We start from the raw sequence: 18,375 nt of genomic DNA, 5'->3' as shown, positions 1-18,375 counted from the left end.
GCCCGGCACGGGCGTCGGTCCCCCATTGGACCGGCGCAAGAGCATTGTGCAGGTAGACCGCTCCGTCACGCGCGGAACGCGGCGAGCAGGACCGGGATCAGCCGGCTCCACGACGGCGCCGCCGCGTAGCCGGTCAGCCGCCGGCCCGTCTCCGTCCCGCTCCGGGAGCCGCTGAACCACGGCGGCTTCGGGAAGAGGGAGAGCTCGCCGTGCAGCACGCTGCGGGGGAACGGGCGGAACGGCCCCGTCACGACGCTGCGCTCGGGCTCGGCCAGCAGGTGCCCGTTGTGCACGACGTCGATCCCGGAGCCGACGTCGGCCAGCGTGTGCCCGGGGAACGCGCCCCAGGTGGCTCCGGGCAGGAGGAAGCCGACACCCGTCCAGGCGTTGATCGCGATGTTGCCGTAGCGCAGGTCGGCGATCGCGGCGTCGAACGCCGCACCCAGCGCCGCACGGTCCTGGGGCCGCACGACCACGTTGGCGCCCAACGTCCCGGCCAGGGAGTCGTTGGCGAAGCCGACGGCGTTCCGCAGGAAGTCCGCGCCCTCGCCCGGCAGCCCTGTCCAGGCCAGCACCGGCGCGAAGTACTCGTCGGCGCACGCCGGGTCGCCCGGTGCCACCTCCATCAGGAGGCGTCCGCTGACGTGCTCGGCGTCCGGGTGTGCCCGCTCGGCGCGCGCGACCTTCGCGTCCGTGCCCGGGTACCACGGCGTCCGGCCCGGCATCGTCGCCAGGGCGCGGCGCAGCTCGGCGAGGAACGCGTCCTTCTGGTCCCAGTCCGCCGACAGCACGACGACCTGGCCCGCCACGCAGTTGTGGCCGGCGTTGTGCAGGCGCATGGAGACGAGGTGCTCGGCCTGGAAGCGCAGGTCGGCGGGGCTCCACCGGCCCGGCACCACGATGATGGGCGCGACGCCGCCCAGCTCGCTCGTGATGGGCACCCGCAGCCGGGGCTCGTTCGCCGTCCTGCGCCGCTCGGCGTCCTCGCCGGTGCCCCACACGATGGCGTCGTGCGTGCCGGCGGACCCGGTGATGTGCACCTTGTCGATGCCGGCGTGCTGCGTGAGGTAGGCACCGACGGCGCCGTCGCCGTTGACCACGCGGACGACGCCCGCCTCGATCAGCGGCGCCAGCGCCCTGCGGTACACCCCGAGCAGCGCACCGAACGTGGGGTTGAGCTTCACGAGCGAGGCGCGATTGTGCGCGGCGAGCTCGTAGAAGGCGTCCAGCGGCGCGATGGACGAGATGTTGCCGGCACCCAGCACCAGGCCGACACCCCCGTACTCGCCGACCTGACCCGCCCGCAGGCCGGCGCCGTCGCGCACCTGCCGCTCGGTCACGCCCGGCGGCATCCAGACCTCGGCCGTGAACCCGTTGAACAGCACCCACTCCTTCGCGGTGCGGGGCAGCACGCGTACCGCCACGCGTCCGCCGGGCGCGGTACCGACGGCGAGCCCGTCGAGGGGCGAGCCGCCGGCCGCGAGCGCCTCGTACGACCGGGCGTAGGTGGCGGCGCTCTCCAGCGCGCCGTACGGGCCGGTCATCCATTCCTCGCCGGCGTACGGGGCGGACGGCGCGACGTGCTTGGCCGCTGCGGCGGTCGTGGCCCATTCCTCGGCCACCTCGGCGATCGACGTGTGCACCCGCCGGAACAGTGCTCCCCGGTCCGCGACGGGCAGCTGGGCCCAGCGCTCCGCACCGACCTTGAGCTCGTCGATCGCCCGGTCGAGCTCGCGCTCCGTCGTGGCTCGCGTGTCCGTCACGCTCATCAGCTGTCTCCTTCGACCGCTCGGCATCCGACCGTCCCCGGGGCCATCACTGACCCGGGCTCCAATAGCCTGGGCCCCATAGCCTAGGGCTCCGTACCCGCCAGACGCGAGACCCAGTACCGGTTTACATTTTGGCCTTCAGTGCACAACGCGGCGCCTCCGCCGTTAGGCTGCCTGGCATGTCGGACATCGTTGGAGACGGGCGCCATGACCTCCGCGATGCCCTCGAACGCCTGAGCGCGCAGGTGGCGGACGGCATCCTGCACGCGGAGCCGACCTCCCAGGAGACCCGGTTGCCCGCCGCCGTCGTCCAGCCGCTCGTGCGGGCGAACGTGGCGGAGATCCTTGCCGCGCTGGCTGGTGAGACGTCGTCTCTCGCGCCCGCCCGGGAGACCGGCCGGGTCACCGCCGCCGAGGGGATGCCGCTGGACCTGCTCCAGCACGCCTACCGCCTGGCCGGGCTGCGCATCTGGGAGGAGCTCGCGCGGCGGCTGCGGTCCCAGAGCGACACCGCTGCCCTGCTCCGGGCCTCGTCCCGGGTCTGGTTCGCCATCGACCGCTCCTCGAACGTCGCCGTGCGGGCGCACCTGGAGACCGCCGCCGGCCTGGGCGAGAACATGGCCCGTACCGAGCTCCTGCGCGGAGTCCTCACCGGGGCGGTGCACGATCTGGAGACCGCACGGCGCGCGCTCGGCCTGCCCGCCGACATGATGCTGATGGTGGCCGTCACGGCGGCCGGAACGCCATCGGTCCCGGCGCCCGGTGCAGCACCCGCCTCGGAGGGCATCGGCGTGGAACCCACCCGGGTGACCACGCGCCGGCTCACGCACGAGGGCGCCCGGCTCACACTGGTGGCCGCCCCGACCTCCGAGGAGGCCCACGACGCCGTGGCCCGCCTCGCCGTGAACGCCCGGACCGGTGCGAGCCGGCCCTTCACCAACCTGGCCCACGCACCGGCCGCCCTGGCTCAGGCCCGCACGGCGGTGCGCTCCCTGCCGCCGGGGCAGTTCGGGCTCGCCCGCTACGGCGACCGTCCGCTGGACGCCCTGCTGGTGGCCGACGGCGAGCGGGCCGCCGAGCTCGCCACCGCCGTGCTCAGCGGCCTGCGGGACCGCGACCCCCGGGACGAGGAGCTGCTGCTCGCCACCATCGAGGCCTGGTTCGAGCACGGCGGGTCGGGTACCAAGGCGGCCGCGGCGCTGCACTGCCACCGGAACACGGTGCTCAACCGGCTGGCGCGCGTCGCCGACCTGACGGGCCGGGACATCAACGACCCGCGCGCCGCCGCCGAGCTGTACGCGGCGGTGCGGGCGCTCCGCCTCCAACGCGACCCGGCCTAACCCGGTCGCCGGGGCTCCTGACCCTGGTTCAGCAGGCTGGAGAGAGCCGTTATCCCGGTCTTTGTGGTCGCTCGGAGCCTGTTGAACCCGAATCAGCCCGGCGGTGCAGCACAACGTCCAGGCCTGGGGCTAGCCTCGTCGGGTGACCTCCCTCCTGTCCGACGAGCTGCTCGCCACCTTCCGTGACCGGGCCGCCGACTACGACCGCGACAACGCCTTCTTCGCCGAGGACCTGGCCGATCTCCACGCCGCGGGCTACCTCGGTGCGATGGTGCCCGCCGGCCTGGGCGGCGGCGGTCTCTCGCTGCGCGAGACGGCGCGCGAGCAGGCCCGGCTGTCCGCCCACGCGCCGGCGACGGCCCTGGCCGTGAACATGCACCATGTGTGGGTGGGCGTGGGCCGCTACCTGCACGAACGCGGCGACTCCTCGCTGGACTGGCTGCTCGCCGAGGCGGCGTCGGGCGAGGTGTTCGGGTTCGGCTACTCCGAGCCGGGCAACGACCTGGTCCTGCTGGGCTCACGCACCGAGGCACGGCCCGACGGTTCCGGCGGGTACACGTTCCACGGCACCAAGATCTTCACGTCCAACTCCCCCGCCTGGACCCGGCTGGGCGTGCTCGGCCTCGACTCGTCGAACGGCGAGCGCCATGGGGCCGAGCCGCGGCTCGTGCACGGGTTCGTCACGCGTGCCGGCGGCGGTTTCGAGATCCTCGACGACTGGGACACGATCGGCATGCGCGCCTCCCAGTCGCGCACCACGATGCTCGACGGCGCCCACGCGCCCGCCGACCGGGTGCTGCGCCTGTTGCCCCCCGGCCCGTCGCTCGACCCGTACGTCCTGGGCATCTTCACGTCGTTCGAGGTGCTGCTCGCCGCCGTGTACGCGGGGATCGCGGACCGGGCGCTGGAGCTCGCCGTCGAGGCCGTGGGGCGGCGCACGTCGATGAAGACCGGCAAGCCGTACTCCCAGGACCCCGACGTGCGCCGCCGCGTCGCCGACATGGCGCTCACGCAGGACAGCGTGTGGCTCCAGATCGACGGGATCACCCGCGAGCTCGAGGCCTCGGCGTCGGACGGCACGCTCGACCGGGGCGCCGGCTGGTTCCGGGCCACCGCGGGCCTGAAGGTGCGGGTCACCGAGGCTGCCCGGGACGTCGTGGACCAGGCGGTCCGGGTGTCCGGCGGGTCGACCTACTTCAACACGTCCGAGCTGGGTCGCCTCTACCGGGACGTGCTCGCGGGGATCTTCCACCCGTCGAGTGACGACTCCGCCCACGCGACGGTCGCCCAGTCCCTGCTGGGCCCGCTGGACTAGCCGGGGGGCACGCCGGACGGTCGGTAGAACGTCAGATGATCGGCAGCCCGGGGTGCCGATCACCTGACGTTCTACCGACCACCCGGGCGATCTACCGGCCGGCCACCCGAACCGGGGTCAGGTCCGGAGCGCCTGGTCCAGGTCCCGCCAGAGGTCCTCGATGTGCTCGATGCCGACCGACAGGCGCAGCAGGTCCTCCGGCACCGTCACGGCCTCGGTGCCCCAGCGACGGCGGCGCTCCAGCATGGACTCCACGCCGCCCAGGGACGTGGCGGGGAGCCACAGCCGCACGGCGTCCACGACGGCGTCGGCCCGCTCCACCGCACCCAGCCCGGCCCGCTCCCTGGGCCGGACGCCGATGATCGCGCCGAACCCGTTCATCTGCGCCCTGGCCCGCTGGTGACCGGGGTCGTCCGGCAGCGACGGATGCCGCACCTCGGCGACCTCCGGGTGGTCCGCGAGCCGTCGGGCGAGCTCGGCGGCGTTCGACTGCGCGCGCTCGAAGCGCAACGCCAGCGTGCGCAGGCCGCGCAGGGCGAGCCACACCTCGAACGGCCCGGGGATGGCACCGTGCAGCGTGCGGTGCTCGCGCAGGGTGGCGGCGAGCCCGGCGTCGCGGGTCACGAGGGCGCCGAGCACGACGTCGGAGTGACCCGCCAGGTACTTGGTGACGGAGTGCAGCACGATATCGGCGCCGTGCACGAGCGGCCGCTGGCCCAGCGGCGTCGCGAACGTGTTGTCGACGACCGAGCGCACCCCGCTCGCGCGCGCCGCGCCGAGCACGGCGGGCAGGTCCGCGACCTCGAGCATCGGGTTGGTGGGCGACTCCACCAGCAGCAGGTCCGCGCCGTCGAGAGCCGCCACCACGGCAGCCGTGTCGGTGATGTCGACGTGGCGCAGCGTCACGCCGTGCCGATCCCTGACCTGGTCGGCGAGCACCATGCCCGCCTGGTAGGCGTGGCGCGGCAGCACGATGGTGCCGCCGTCGGGCACCAGGGCGAAGACGGCGGCGATCGCCGCCATGCCGGAGCTGAAGACGATGCCCTCGCCCGCACCGGCGTCGCCGTCCGTCCCGTCGCCGCTCTCCAGGGCGACCAGCGCCTGCTCGAACGGGTGCCAGGCATCGTTGTCGCCGCGCGCGTACGACAGCTCGCCGGGCGTGACCACGCCACGCGACACGTACGTCGAGTTGAGCGGGAGGGACGGGTTGATGTGCCCGCCCTGGACGCGTTCGGGGCGCCCGGCGGAGACGACGATCGTGGCGGGCGAGAGCTCGGAGTGCTCAGGGGTAGTGCTCATGACGGCGAGAATACGGCGGACCGCGCCCGTGGCGACCGGCCCGTCCGCCACCGGACGGCACGTACCGGACTCCGCGGTCACCCGGCACAGCGACCCCAACACACGGCATCGCATCATCGGCGTGTCACGTGCGGTCCGTTGGGGTCGCACCTGGCGCGGTGGCCGTCAGAGGTCCGCGCGAGCGGACTGCACGTCCGACAGCGCCGCTCGCTGCCGCCGGATCACCAGCGACATGAGCGCTGCCCCCGCGCACAGGGCTCCGGCGCCGTACCAGACGGCGTCGTACGAGCCGGTCACGTCACGCACCAGGCCGCCCGCGAACGCCACGACCCCGGCCCCGATCTGGTGCGCGGCGAGCACCCAGCCGAACACGATGGGTGCGTCGTCGCCGTAGAACTCGCGGCACAGGGCGAGCGTGGGCGGCACGGTCGCCACCCAGTCCAGCCCGTAGAACACGATGAAGAACACCATCGGCAGCTCGACCTGCGGAGCCATGAGCGACGGCAGGAACAGCAGGGCGACACCCCGGAGCGTGTAGTAGACCCCCAGCAGCACCCGGGGCGAGAAGCGGTCGGTGAGCCAGCCGGATCCGATGGTGCCGATCACGTCGACGACACCGATCACCGCGAGCAGGCCGGCGGCGACCGTGATCGGCATGCCGTGGTCGTGGGCGCCCGGTACGAAGTGCGTCCGGACCAGCCCGTTCGTCGTCGCGCCGCAGATGGCGAACGCGCCGGCCAGCAGCCAGAAGGGGCCGGTGCGGGCGGCGTCGAACAGCGCGGTGACCGTACGCTTCGCCACGCCGCGCACGGGCGCCGGCTTCGGGGCGTACTCGCCGCCGTACGGCGCCAGCCCCATATCGGCCGGGTGGTCGCGCAGCAGGAGGACGACGAGCGGGACCGCCGCGAGCGCGGCGATCGCCACCGTGGCCGACGCCGGACGCCACCCCTGGTTCTCGACGATCCACGCCAGCAGCGGCAGGAACACGAGCTGGCCCGACGCCGTGGCCGCCGTCAGCACGCCGGAGACCAGGCCACGCCGGGCGACGAACCAGCGCCCGGTGACCGTCGCGGTGAAGGCGAGCGCCATGCTGCCGCTGCCGATGCCGACCAGGAGGCCCCAGCCGAGCAGGAACTGCCACGGCTCGGACATCCAGACCGTCGACAGTGCGCCGCCCGTGATGACGACCAGCGCCAGCGTGACCACCGGCCGCATGCCGAACCGGTCCATCAGGGCGGCGGCGAACGGCGCCGTCAGCCCGTAGAGCACCGACTGCAGGCCCACCGCGAGGCCGATCGTGGCGCGTGACCAGCCGAGCTCCGCGTTCAAGGGTTCCACGAAGAGTCCCGGCACCGCGGTGAACGCGGCGGCACACATGATGGTGACGAAGCTGACCAGCGCCACCCACCAGGCCGGGTGGACGCGTGGTGCGGGACGGCGCGGCGGGCCAGGCGGGGCGGCGGGGGCCGGGCGCTCGGGTGGGCCCTGGGGCGCCGGGACGGCGGCGGTCTGCGTCATGCCGTCAGCATGGGCGAGCGCGCCGGCCCGAACCAGTGGCCCGGGGGACAGCCATCGCTAGGATCGGGCCATAGGATGTGGCCATGGGCCTCCATCGCGTCGCAGTCCTGATCCGACCCGGATTCATCCCGTTCGAGCTGGGCATCCCGCACCGCATCTTCGGCACGGCGCGCGACGCGGCGCTCGCGCCCCTGTACGAGGTGGTGACCTGCACGCCGGGCGGCCCGGGGCTCGTGCAGTCGGACTCCGACGTCGCGGTCCACGTGGCCCATGGTCCTGAGGCGGTGGAGAACGCGGACACGGTCGTGGTCCCGGCGTCCCACGAGTACGGGCCCGTGTACGAGAAAGGGCTGCTCACGCCGGAGCTCGCGGAGGCGTTCCGCCGGATCCGGCCCGGTACGCGGATCGTGTCGATCTGCACCGGGGCGTTCGCGCTGGCCGCCGCCGGCCTGCTCGACGACCGGCCGGCCACCACGCACTGGGCGACGACGGACCGGTTCCGGAAGCTGTTCCCGCAGGTCCGGCTGGACCCGGAGGTGCTGTTCACCGACGACGGCGACGTACTCACCTCGGCCGGCGTCGCCTCGGGGATCGACCTGTGCCTGCACCTCGTGCGCCGCGACCACGGGGCCGCCGTCGCGCAGGACGTCGCCCGCCGCACCGTGGTACCGCCGCACCGCGAGGGCGGGCAGGCCCAGTACATCGAGCGGTTCCTGCCCGACCCGGACGGTGCCGGTACGGTGGCGACCCGCGCGTGGGCGCTGGAACGGCTCGCCGAGCCGCTCACGCTCGCCGCGATGGCCCGGCACGCGGCGGTGTCGGTACGGACGTTCACCAGGCGGTTCCGCGACGAGACCGGGGAGAGCCCCGGGCAGTGGCTCACCCGGCAGCGCATCGAGCACGCCAGGACCCTGCTGGAGTCCACCGACCTGCCGATGGAGCAGATCGCCCGCCGGTGCGGCTTCGGCACCGCGCAGTCGCTGCGGGCCCACGTCCAGTCGACGCTCGGCGTGACGCCGACGGCCTACCGCAGGACGTTCCACCGCGCGGCGTGAACGAACCACCGAGGTGGGGCTCCACGATGCGGGGCCCCACCTCGGCGGTCGGTCGGTCCGTTGCGGTCAGTCCTCCGGGACCGGGTAGGGGAACGTGTCGGTGACACCGATCAGGTCGTACTGCATCCGGGTCGGGTCGAAGCCGTCCTCCCAGTCGCCGTTCGTGACCTCGTTGCACCGGTACGACTGGTACGACTGGTCCGTGGTCTCGCCCACCTCGATGTCGCTGAACGAGAAACCACAGCCGCCCGCGTCCATGTGGATCCCCCGGGTGCCGCTGTCCGGCATCGCGCCGGCCGGGTCCGGGATCACGTCACCGATGACCATCTGCTCAACGGTGTTGCGCACCGGGTGGGGCTCCTGGTTGGCCACGCCGTACGTGTAGAACGCACCCATGTCCCCGGAGTCCAGGCCCGCCTCCTCGAGCCTGATGTACCGGAACGTGTTGTCGTCCGTGTACTGGTCGCCGTCCACCACCTCGGGCCGCGACTCGAGGCTGATGCCGTAGCGCGACGAGTGCCGCACGTGCACGTGCTCGACGGTGTTGCCACCGGTGTCCATGAGCTCGATCCCGGCCGAGTCGCCCGGCACCAGCTCACCCACATGGTGGATGTAGAGGTTCCGGAACGTGTGGTCGTGGGACAGGTCCCCCTCCCCCGGCCAGCCGCCCTCGACCTTGATCCCGTCGGCACCGAGGTTCTCCATGAGCGAGTTCTCGACGGTCAGCTGGTCGTTGGCGAACAGCGCATAGACGGCGTGGTACCCCGTGTCGCGCAGATGCATCCCGGTGAGCGTGATGTCGCTCGTGTTCTCCAGGGTGATGGCGCCGAACCGGTTGCGGGGCATCTCGATCTGCCGGTCGTACTCCGGGTACTTGTGCACCTCACCCGAGTCGCCCGAGCTGATCCACCCCGTGCGGTACCAGCCGACGTAGTCGGTGTACTGCACGCCGATACCGTCGAACGTGATGTCGTGCGCCCGGTCCTCGGGCGACGCACCCTTGATATCGATGGTCCTGGCGACGGTCGGTCGCATGACCTGCACGTCGTCCATGTCGCCGTGCGGCTTGTAGTACACCTCGCCGGCCTCGTGATCGAGGTAGTACTCCCCGGCCTGGTCCAGGAAGTCGAGGGAGTTCTGCAGGAAGTAGCGCGACCCGCTGCGGCTGTTGATCATCGCGTACCGCGTCCAGTGGTCCAGGATGATCTTGTTGTCGCTGTCGGCGGTGTCGGCGTTCTTGATCGGCACCGTGTCGGTGAACCAGCTCCACGAGCCGCCCGACCAGATGGTCACCTGCGCCGGCCAGCTCGTGTAGGAGCCGAGGTCGGCGGACTCGTCCCACTCGCCGGGGTTGTACCCGATCTGGTCCCGGACCCCTTCCTTCTCCGGCTCGATGAGCCGCGAGAACAGGTAGGGCGCGTGGGTGTCCTCCGACGTCCGGTTCGGGTGGCGGGCCGTCGTCGCCCGCTCCTCGTCGACGAAGAGCGTGTAGAACGGTGTGTCGCCGTCCACCTTCGCCTTGTAGATGCCGTCCTCGTGCGGCTCCCAGCCGGTGATCTCCTCCGCACCGACGAGGTTGGCCTTGCCCGGGCCGTCCGCGCTGCGGTAGACGACCTGGTGCCCGCCCCCGCCCGAGTCCTGCTCCGTGAACTCGATGGTCTCGGTCACGGGATAGTCACCCGCCGCGAGGTTGACCGTGACGTCGCACTTCATCCGGTTCTCAGAGCGTTATTCAGCTGGCCAGTCGGTAGAACTCCAGGTTGACGATCACGTGGATGACGGTTGGGAGTTCGCTCAGGCGTCCGCGGTAGCCGGTGGCGAGGGTCTTCCACTGCTTGAGCAGTCCGATGGCTCGTTCGACCGGGGCGCGGAAGCTGGCTACGGCGCGGTTGAACGCGATGTCTTCGGGTGTGCGCTCGACATCCTTCGGCTTCTTCAACGGGGTCCAGTCGGTGTGCCGGCTGTAGGCGCTGTCGCCGAAGACGGCCAGCTGCGGGTTGTGGTCGGTGGCGGCACGGATCTGGTAGCCCCACCCCACCAGGTCCAGGGCCACCGAGTCGTGGCGGCGGCCGGGCACGGGGTCTGAGACGTCGGTCAGGGTGCCGTCGGGCCGGGCCGCGACCTGCACGTTGAGTGCCTGCTTGCGGTGCTTGCCGTTGAAGTTCTCCTTCCCGGTCGCGGTGCGGTTGCCGGTCGGGACCGGGGTCCCGTCGATTAGGACGACGCCGGAGGCGAGAGCGTCGGTCAGGCGGGCGCGGTCCATCATCGTGACCATGCCCAGGATCGGTAGCAGGTAGCGGTAGATCCGCGAGACCGTGGACTGGGAGACGCCGTGCAGGTCTGCGGTGACCTGCTGGGCGAGGTTGTGGCGCACCATCACCAGGACCATCACCACCGCCTGGTCGACCGGCATCTCGAAGTCGTACCGCTGCTCGTCGGGACGGGCGGCGTGGACCTGGTGAACGCGGCCGATCAGCTCGGAGGTCTGGGCAGGGCTCAGCCCGCAAGTAGAGTGGTACGGCATCGGTCCTTCGCTCGGCTTGATGGGGTCTCGACAACCACGATCAAACCGGACGCAAGGACCGTTGCGCTATCTGCCCGATCTTGACCCTGACAAGCAACGATGCAGGTCAGGGCGTCACACAGTCATGGGCACTCCCAAGCCGCTGAATAACGCTCTCACTGTTGAGACCCATCTCCCGGATGTGGTCACGGGCCTTGGCCACCGACTTCCACGGATCGTCGGCCGTTCCCTTGGCCTGGTCGTTCCCCGACGGGGAGACGTAGAGCTGCGGGCACGCGCCGGAGGTCACGGCGGTGGTCAGGCGGTCGAGTGCGACGCCTCCGCCGGTCATCGTGGCGACAAGACTGAACGCGGCGACCGCCACGGTACTGTTCCGAATCCACTGCCTGGACATCGTCGTCAGCCCTTCGGGGTCGGGTAGGGGAAGGTGTCCGTGACGCCGATCAGGTCGTACTCCATCTGGCCGGCGTCGAAACCGTCCTCCCAGTTGCCGTTGGTCACGTCGTTGCAGCGGTAGGACTGGTACGACTGGTCCGTGGTCTCGCCGACCTCGATGTTGCTGAACGAGAAGCCACAGCCACCGGCATCCATGTGGACGCCGCGGGTGCCGCTGTCCGGCATGGCGCCGGCCGGGTCGGGGATCACGTCACCGATGACCATCTGGTCCACGGTGTTCTTGATCGGGTGCGGCTCCTGGTTGGCGACGCCGTAGGTGTAGAACGCGCCCATGTCCCCGGAGTCGAGCCCGGCCTCGTCGATCCGGATGTACCGGAACGTGTTGTCGTCCGTGTACTGGTCGCCGTCCACGACCTCGGGCCGCGACTCGAGGCTGATGCCGTAGCGCGACGAGTGCTTCACGTGCACGTGCTCGACGGTGTTGCCGCCGGTGCCCATGAGCTCGATGCCGGCGGAGTCGCCGGGTACCAGCTCACCCACGCGGTAGATGTAGAGGTTCCGGAACGTGTGGTCGTGGGACAGGTCCCCCTCCCCCGGCCAGCCGCCCTCGACCTTGATCCCGTCGGCACCGAGGTTCTCCATGAGCGAGTTCTCGACGGTCAGGTGGTCGTTGGCGAACAGCGCATAGACGGCGTGGTAGCCGGTGTCGCGCAGATGCATCCCGGTGAGCGTGATGTTGCTGGTGTTCTCGAGCGTGATGGCGCCGAACCGGTTGCGGGGCATCTCGATCTGCCGGTCGTACTCGGGGTACTTGTGCACCTCGCCCGAGTCGCCCGCGCTGATCCAGCCCGAGCGGTACCAGTCGACGAAGTCGGAGTACTGCAGGCCGATGCCGTCGAACGTGATGTCGTGCGCGCGGTCCTCGGGCGACGCACCCTTGATGTCGATCACCTTCGCGACGGTCGGCCGCATGATCGTGACGTCGTCCATGTCGCCGCGCGGCTTGTAGTAGAGCTCACCGGCGTCCTTGTCGAGGTAGTACTCGCCCGGCTGGTCCAGGAACGCCATCGCGTTCTGGATGTAGTAGCGCGACCCGCTGCGGCTGTTCACCATCGCGTAGCGCGTCCAGTGCTGGAGGGTGGCGAAGTTCTTGCGGTAGTCCTGGCCGATGATCGGCACCGTGTCGGTGAACCAGCTCCACGAGCCGCCCGACCACACGGTGACCTGGGCGTCCTTGAGCGGGTTGTGGTCCGGGGTGTCGTCCCAGGCCGGGTCCCAGTCGCCGTCCTCCCAGTAGAGCCAGGAGCGCACGGCCTCCTTCTCCGGCTCACCGAGCACGGAGAACAGGTACGGGGCGTGCGTGTCCTCCGACGTCCGGTTCGGGTACCGCGCCATCTCGGACCGCTCGCCGTCCTCGAACAGCGTGTGGAACGCCTGACCGGGGTCCACCTTCGCCTTGTAGATGCCGTCCTCGTGCGGCTCCCAGCCGGTGATCTCCTCCGCACCGACCAGGTTGGCCTTGCCCGGGCCGTCCGCGCTGCGGTACACGACCTGGTGCCCGCCCCCGCCCGAGTCCTGCTCCGTGAACTCGATGGTCTCGGTCACGGGATACTCGCCCGCCGCGAGGTTGACCGTGACGTCGCACTTCATCCGGTTCTCACTGTTGAGACCCATCTCCCGGATGTGGTCACGGGCCTTGGCGACCGTCTTCCACGGGTCGTCCTGCGATCCCTTGCCCTGGTCGTTCCCGGTGGGCGCGACGTAGAGCTCCGGGCACGCGCCGGAGGTCACGACGCTGGTGAGCCGGTCGAAGGCGATCCCTCCGCCGGCCATGGTCGTCGCCACCAGGCTCAGTGCTGCGACGGCGACGGTGCTGTTCCGGATCCATTGTCTGGACATCGGTGTCCTTTCGTGGGTGTGGGTCGTGCGGGTGGCCGGAGCCGCCGGGTGGGTCCCGGGGCCCGGCGACCGGTCAGGTCAGCGGCTCGACCACGTACGTGGCCCCGCGCTGGGTGTCGAAGACGGCGAGGCCGTCCTCGGGCCGGTCGACGTCGACCGGACCACCAGGGCCGGACACACGCACCGGCCCGTCGGTCCGCAGCCGGACGGTGTTGCCGGCCAGCGACCGGAGCCGGGCCGTGCTGAGGCGCCGGTCGGCCCAGGTGATGGAGAGCTCGAAGGCGCCGCGGGCGCGCAGCCCGCGGACCCGGCCCGCCGGGAAGGCGTCGGGCACGCAGGGCAGCAGCCAGACCTCGCCGGAGTGGCTCTGCACGATGGTCTCGTTGATCGCCGACGTGCCCCCGAAGTTCCCGTCGATCTGGAACGGTGGGTGCAGGTCGAACAGGTTCGGCGCGGTCCGGCCGGGCGAGAGCAGCTGGGTGAGGTGGGTGTACACCCCGTCCGCCTGGAGCAGCCGGGCGCGGATGTTCATCTTCCACGCCAGTGACCAGCCGGCCGTGACCCACGGCCCCCGCAGCTCCAGCGAGCGGTCCGCCGCCGCGGCGAGGTCGGGGGTGCGTCGCGGGGTGATCTGGTCGCTGGGGAACACGCCCCACAGGTGCGACACGTGGCGGCTGGTCTCCGTGGCCGCCTCCTCCCAGTCGATCAGCCACTCCTGGAGCTGGCCGAGGTGGCCGATCTGGTTCGGCGGTAGCTGGTCGCGTGCGGCGATCGCGTCCGCGGCCATGGCACGGTCCTGGCCGAGCACCGCGGAGGCCTTGTCGAACGCCGTGAAGAGGTCCCGCAGGATCTGCATGTCCATGGTGGGACCGGCGCAGATGCTCACGCTCTCGCCGTCGACCTCGTGGTGCTTGATCTCCGGGGAGTGCGAGGGGTTCGTCACGAGGTAGCCCGTCGCGTCGTCCCGGACCATCGTGTCGAGGAAGAACTCGACCGCTCCGCGCAGGACGGGGAAGTACTCGCGCAGCACCTCGAGCTCCCCGGTGTACTCGTAGTGCTCCCAGAAGAGCAGCGAGAGCCACGCGCCGCCCATGGGCCAGACGCCGTAGAACGCGAAGTCCACCGGGGCCGACCCGCGCCAGAGGTCCGTGTTGTGGTGCGCGACCCAGCCCTTGGCGCCCCACATCTTCTTCGCGGTCCGGGCGCCGGACTCGGCCAGCTCCTCGATCATCGCGAACAGCGGCTGCCAGCACTCGGCGAGGTTGGCCGGCCCGGCCGGCCAGTAGTTCATCTCGCAGTTGATGTTCAGGGTGTACTTGGACTGCCACGGCGGCAGCATCTTGTCGTTCCACAGGCCCTGCAGGTTGGCCGGCTGGCCCGGGGAACGGGAGCTGGAGATCAGCAGGTAGCGGCCGAACTGGTAGTACAGCGCCGCGAGCTGGGGGTCGTGCCCGTCCCGGAAGGCCGCGACGCGCTGGTCGGTCGGCAGGTCGACCGACGGGGAGGTGCCGAGGTCGATGTCGACCCGGCCGAACATCTCCTGGTAGTCCCGCACGTGCGCCCGGCGCAGGAGCCCGTACCCCTGGGCCGGCGCCTCCTCCAGCGGCGCCACAGCCTTGGCGAAGTGGTCGTCGCTGACGTCGAGATAGTTCCGGTGGCTCGTGCCGATGGAGACCACCAGCGTGACGGCGTCCGCCCCGCGCACGCGCAGCCGCGTGGCGTCGCAGGCCACGGAGCCGCCCTCGGCCAGGGCCCGTGCCAGGCTGACGAAGCGGACCTTGCCCTCGAGCCCCTCGGCCTCGCCGCTGCGGCCCTCGAGGGCCAGCGTGCGGGTGTCGTACGCGTGGGTCGACGTCTCCTGGAGCGACCCGTAGCTCGCGTCGAAGGAGATGCCGCCGGGTGCGTCGGAGGTGAACCGGGCGACCATCAGCTGGTGGGCGTGGCTGCTGAACACCTCCCGCGTGTGGCGCACGCCGTCGACCAGGAACGTCGTCGTGGTGATGGCCGTGCTGAGGTCGAGCGACCTGCGGTACTCCGTGACGTCGCCCGCCACGTCGGCGAAGTCGAGGTGCAGGTCCCCGACCGGCTGGTACTGCATCTGCTCCGTCGGCCGGCCCATGAACCGCTCGTCGGCCAGCCGCTGGGCCTCGCCCCACTTCTCCTCGTTGATCAGTCGGCGGATCTCCGGGAGCGCCTCGGCGCCCCGGGGGTCGGCGTAGTCGTGCGGCCCGCCGGCCCACACGGTGTCCTCGTTCAGCATGAGCTTCTCGGCGGCTACCCCGCCGAACACCATGGCGCCGATCCGTCCGTTGCCGACGGCAAGCGCCTCCAGCCATTCGGTCGCCGGGGCGGTGTACCAGAGCTGCATGGGGTTGGTCTCCGGTGCGTCGGCGGCGCCACTGGGGCTCGCCGCCGCGCTGACCGGGGCCTGACTGGTGAGGGCGATAGCGCCCGCGGTCAGACCTGTGGTGCGCAGGAGATCTCTTCGCGTGATCGGTTTCATCGCAACCTTCCTCGTTCGGGCTCGCCAGTGAGTCGAACTGCGTGAGGTAAATGTAGTATATAACATGTCTCACAAGTCAAGAGTGCGGACCGGATGGATCTCCGGCGGACGCGGCGCCGGAGCCCGGGCGCGGGCCGCTCAACGGTGTCCGGCCGGCCTCTGACCAGCCACGGCACCCGAACAGGCTCTACGCTGGAAACATGGGACGAGCCGGACACCGCACAGCCTCGACAGCCGCAGCACTCGCAGCGGCCGCCGCGTTGCTCCTGGCCGGGTGCACCAGCGGTCAGCCCAGCTCGCAGGAGCCCGGGGTCGGCTTGTCCAGCCCTGCGCCCATCGCCTCGGCGCCGGGCGACTCGCCGTCCGCGGACGACGGTTCAGCGGGCGATGGTGCAGGGGGCGATGGTGCAGGGGGCGACGACACGGACGACACGCCGGAGCCGACCGCGTCCGCCACGGAGACCGCTGCGGGCCCGCCCTTCCCCGCGAACACCCGGCCCGACACCGCCGAACCGTCGGGCGAGGGCAACACCTTCCTGACCGTGACGGACATCCGCGTCGCGGAGCACGACCGGTACGACCGCGTCGTGTTCGACCTCGACGGCACCGGCGACGGCGCGCCCGGCTGGCGGGTCGAGTACGTGGACCAGGCGTCCGACGACGGCTCGGGGCAGGCCGTCGAGGTCGACGGCGACGCGATCCTGCGCGTGTCGCTGTCCGGCACCGCGATGCCGGCGGACAGCGGCGTCGAGGAGTTCCCGGGCGAGCGCGTCGAGCCCGACGACACCGACTCCGTGGAGGAGATCGTGTACCGCCACTGGTTCGAGGGCTACACGACGACGTTCGTCGGCGTGGAGGACGACCGGCGCCCGTTCCGGGTGTTCCTGCTGGAGGACCCGACGCGGGTCGTGGTGGACGTCCAGCACTGACCGCTCAGCCGGCGACCTCGGACTTCTGGGGCCGCGCGAGCAGTGTCGCCGCGAGCTCGGACAGGGGCAGCTTGCCCGCCAGGACGTCCACGACGCCGGCCGTGATCGGCATCTCGACGTCGTGCGCGCGGGCCAGCTCCAGCACGGACTGCGACGACTTGACGCCCTCCGCCGTGCCGCCGGTCGCCGCGATGGCCTCCTCGAGCGTGAGCCCCTCGCCGAAGTGCTTGCCGAGCCGGTGGTTGCGCGACAGCGGCGACGCGCACGTCGCCGTCAGGTCGCCCATGCCGGCCAGCCCGGAGAACGTAGCGGCGTCGGCCCCCAGCGCGAGTCCGAGGCGCGTGATCTCGACGAGACCGCGCGTGATGAGCGTCGCGATGGTGTTCCAGCCGAAGCCGCGGCCCTGGGCCATGCCCGCCGCGAGGGCGATGATGTTCTTCACCGCTCCGCACAGCTCGACGCCCACGACGTCGGTGTTCGTGTAGGGCCGGAAGTACCCGGTCCAGCACGCTGCGGCCACCCGCTGGGCCGTGGCCTCGCTGCGCGAGGCGACCACGGTCGCCGTCGGCTGCCGCTCGGCGATCTCCGGTGCCAGGTTGGGCCCGGAGACGATGGCGACACGCTCGTCCGGCAGGTCCAGCACCTCGGCGATGACCTGGCTCATCCGCTTGTCCGTGCCGAGCTCGACCCCCTTCATCAGGGAGACGACGACGGCGTCCGGTTCGACCAGGTCCTTCATCGACGCCAGGGTCGCGCGGGCCACCTGCGACGGCACCGACACCACCACTATCGACGCGCCCTGGAGCGCGACTGCGGGGTCGGTGGTGCCGTGCATCGCGGGCAGCTGGACGCCGGGCAGGTACTTCTCGTTGCGGTGTGTCCGGTCGACGGCGTCGAGCACAGCGGCGTCACGACCCCACAGGGTCACGTCGCATCCGGCGTCGGCGAGGACCATCGCGAAGGTTGTGCCCATCGATCCGGCGCCGAGCACGGCAACCTTGGTCGGGGCGGCGGTCAGGGGCGCGCTCAGGGGCGCGGGCGCGCTCACGGGCGCTCCACCGGGGGGTAGCTCGTCATCTTTGCCTCGTACTCTGGGTGCTTGCGCAGGTCGAACCGCGGGGTGGGGGCCACCTCACCACGGATCTGCTCCAGCTCGGTGGTGATGGCGTCCATGATGCGGCTCGTGGCCTCGCGCAGGGTCGCGGTGTCCTGGGGCCGGTCGTACAGGTCGCTGAGGTCGACGGGCGGGCCCGTCTGGATGGTCACCTTCTTGCGCGGGTACGGCCAGCGCAGCCGACCGTACCGGGGCATGATCTCCGTGACCCCCCACTGGGCGACGGGGAGCACCGGCAGGCGCGTCGTCAGCGCGATGCGGGCCACGCCGGTCTTGCCCTCCATGGGCCAGAGCTCGGGGTCCCGCGTCAGCGTGCCCTCGGGCAGGATCGCGACGCAGGCGCCGTCACCGAGCTGGTTGGCGGCGTTCTTCAGGGACTGTGTGGCCTTGGCCGACTCCCGGTCCACCGGGATCATCTTGGTGCCCCGCAGGGCCCACCCCGTCAGCGGCGAGGTGAACAGGCCGCGCTTGGCCAGGATGCGCGGCTCCCGGCCGTTGTCGAAGAGGTAGTGCGCCAGCGTCAGCGCGTCGAGCTCCGTGACGTGGTTGGCCGCGGCGATGAACCCGCCCTTGGCCGGGAAGTTCTCCCCGCCCTTCCAGTCGTACTTGCACAGGGAGAACATGAGGTTCCGCACGATGAACGCGATGAAGCGGTACATGCGTGACTCGGGGCGTGGGATGGACACGGTCCAGAACAATACTCGGCTCCCGACG

The 18,375-nt window shown here is 71.3% G+C and carries 14 protein-coding genes; 4 read left to right on the top strand and 10 right to left on the bottom strand.

The features are described 5' to 3' along the window. Positions 1–65: 65 nt before the first annotated feature. Positions 66–1,769: an aldehyde dehydrogenase family protein gene (locus ACFSL2_RS23410; protein WP_377200143.1), complete on the bottom strand. Its 1,704-nt coding sequence runs from the start codon at positions 1,767–1,769 to the stop codon at positions 66–68. Between the two features lie 179 nt (positions 1,770–1,948). Between ACFSL2_RS23410 and ACFSL2_RS23405 the strand changes: the two genes are divergently transcribed. Both ACFSL2_RS23405 and ACFSL2_RS23400 read left to right on the top strand, forming a co-directional pair. Continuing rightward, on the top strand, positions 1,949–3,109 hold the full coding sequence (locus ACFSL2_RS23405; protein ID WP_377200142.1) for a PucR family transcriptional regulator: 1,161 nt from the start codon (positions 1,949–1,951) through the stop codon (positions 3,107–3,109). A 142-nt stretch (positions 3,110–3,251) separates the two neighbouring features. Continuing rightward, the gene (locus ACFSL2_RS23400; RefSeq protein WP_377200141.1) at positions 3,252–4,424 is read left to right on the top strand and encodes an acyl-CoA dehydrogenase family protein; all 1,173 of its coding nucleotides are present in this window, start codon (positions 3,252–3,254) and stop codon (positions 4,422–4,424) included. Between the two features lie 117 nt (positions 4,425–4,541). Here ACFSL2_RS23400 and ACFSL2_RS23395 read toward each other — a convergent pair whose 3' ends face one another. Together ACFSL2_RS23395 and ACFSL2_RS23390 are read right to left on the bottom strand one after the other, a co-directional pair. Next, complete coding sequence (locus ACFSL2_RS23395) at positions 4,542–5,723, bottom strand: trans-sulfuration enzyme family protein (protein WP_377200140.1); 1,182 nt, start codon at positions 5,721–5,723, stop codon at positions 4,542–4,544. A 165-nt stretch (positions 5,724–5,888) separates the two neighbouring features. Next, positions 5,889–7,241: an MFS transporter gene (locus tag ACFSL2_RS23390; protein WP_377200139.1), complete on the bottom strand. Its 1,353-nt coding sequence runs from the start codon at positions 7,239–7,241 to the stop codon at positions 5,889–5,891. 83 nt (positions 7,242–7,324) lie between these two features. Here ACFSL2_RS23390 and ACFSL2_RS23385 point away from each other — a divergent pair, with 83 nt between their 5' ends. Next, entirely contained in the window at positions 7,325–8,296 is a 972-nt protein-coding gene (locus tag ACFSL2_RS23385) for a GlxA family transcriptional regulator (RefSeq protein ID WP_377200138.1), read from the top strand. Positions 8,297–8,362: 66 nt separating this feature from the next. Here ACFSL2_RS23385 and ACFSL2_RS23380 read toward each other — a convergent pair whose 3' ends face one another. The 5 genes from ACFSL2_RS23380 to ACFSL2_RS23360 all read right to left on the bottom strand — a co-directional run bounded on the left by ACFSL2_RS23380 (position 8,363) and on the right by ACFSL2_RS23360 (position 15,618). Continuing rightward, positions 8,363–10,009 (bottom strand): right-handed parallel beta-helix repeat-containing protein, encoded by a 1,647-nt coding sequence (locus ACFSL2_RS23380; protein WP_377200137.1) that lies wholly within the window; start codon positions 10,007–10,009, stop codon positions 8,363–8,365. A 19-nt stretch (positions 10,010–10,028) separates the two neighbouring features. After that, on the bottom strand, positions 10,029–10,820 hold the full coding sequence (locus ACFSL2_RS23375) for a transposase family protein (protein WP_377197979.1): 792 nt from the start codon (positions 10,818–10,820) through the stop codon (positions 10,029–10,031). 106 nt (positions 10,821–10,926) lie between these two features. Next, positions 10,927–11,184, bottom strand: a complete 258-nt coding sequence (locus ACFSL2_RS23370) for a hypothetical protein (RefSeq protein ID WP_377200136.1) — start codon at positions 11,182–11,184, stop codon at positions 10,927–10,929. Between the two features lie 35 nt (positions 11,185–11,219). Then, positions 11,220–13,115, bottom strand: a complete 1,896-nt coding sequence (locus ACFSL2_RS23365; protein WP_377200135.1) for a right-handed parallel beta-helix repeat-containing protein — start codon at positions 13,113–13,115, stop codon at positions 11,220–11,222. Between the two features lie 73 nt (positions 13,116–13,188). Further along, a complete protein-coding gene (locus ACFSL2_RS23360; protein ID WP_377200134.1) occupies positions 13,189–15,618 on the bottom strand; it encodes a glycoside hydrolase family 95 protein in 2,430 nt (809 codons plus the stop codon). Positions 15,619–15,818: 200 nt separating this feature from the next. On the opposite strand from ACFSL2_RS23360, the gene ACFSL2_RS23355 reads away from it, so the two are divergent. Next, positions 15,819–16,547 (top strand): AMIN-like domain-containing (lipo)protein, encoded by a 729-nt coding sequence (locus tag ACFSL2_RS23355; RefSeq protein WP_377200133.1) that lies wholly within the window; start codon positions 15,819–15,821, stop codon positions 16,545–16,547. Between the two features lie 4 nt (positions 16,548–16,551). Here ACFSL2_RS23355 and ACFSL2_RS23350 read toward each other — a convergent pair whose 3' ends face one another. Together ACFSL2_RS23350 and ACFSL2_RS23345 are read right to left on the bottom strand one after the other, a co-directional pair. Further along, positions 16,552–17,595 (bottom strand): NAD(P)H-dependent glycerol-3-phosphate dehydrogenase, encoded by a 1,044-nt coding sequence (locus ACFSL2_RS23350; RefSeq protein WP_377200132.1) that lies wholly within the window; start codon positions 17,593–17,595, stop codon positions 16,552–16,554. After that, positions 17,592–18,347 (bottom strand): lysophospholipid acyltransferase family protein, encoded by a 756-nt coding sequence (locus tag ACFSL2_RS23345; RefSeq protein WP_377200131.1) that lies wholly within the window; start codon positions 18,345–18,347, stop codon positions 17,592–17,594. Before ACFSL2_RS23345 ends, ACFSL2_RS23350 begins: the two co-directional genes overlap by 4 nt. Positions 18,348–18,375 lie beyond the last annotated feature (28 nt).

It is taken from the genome of Promicromonospora aerolata (assembly GCF_042682255.1).
Classification (GTDB): domain Bacteria; phylum Actinomycetota; class Actinomycetes; order Actinomycetales; family Cellulomonadaceae; genus Promicromonospora; species Promicromonospora aerolata.
Note: the sequence above shows the minus strand (reverse complement) of the source record. Positions and strands in the feature narration are given on the sequence as shown.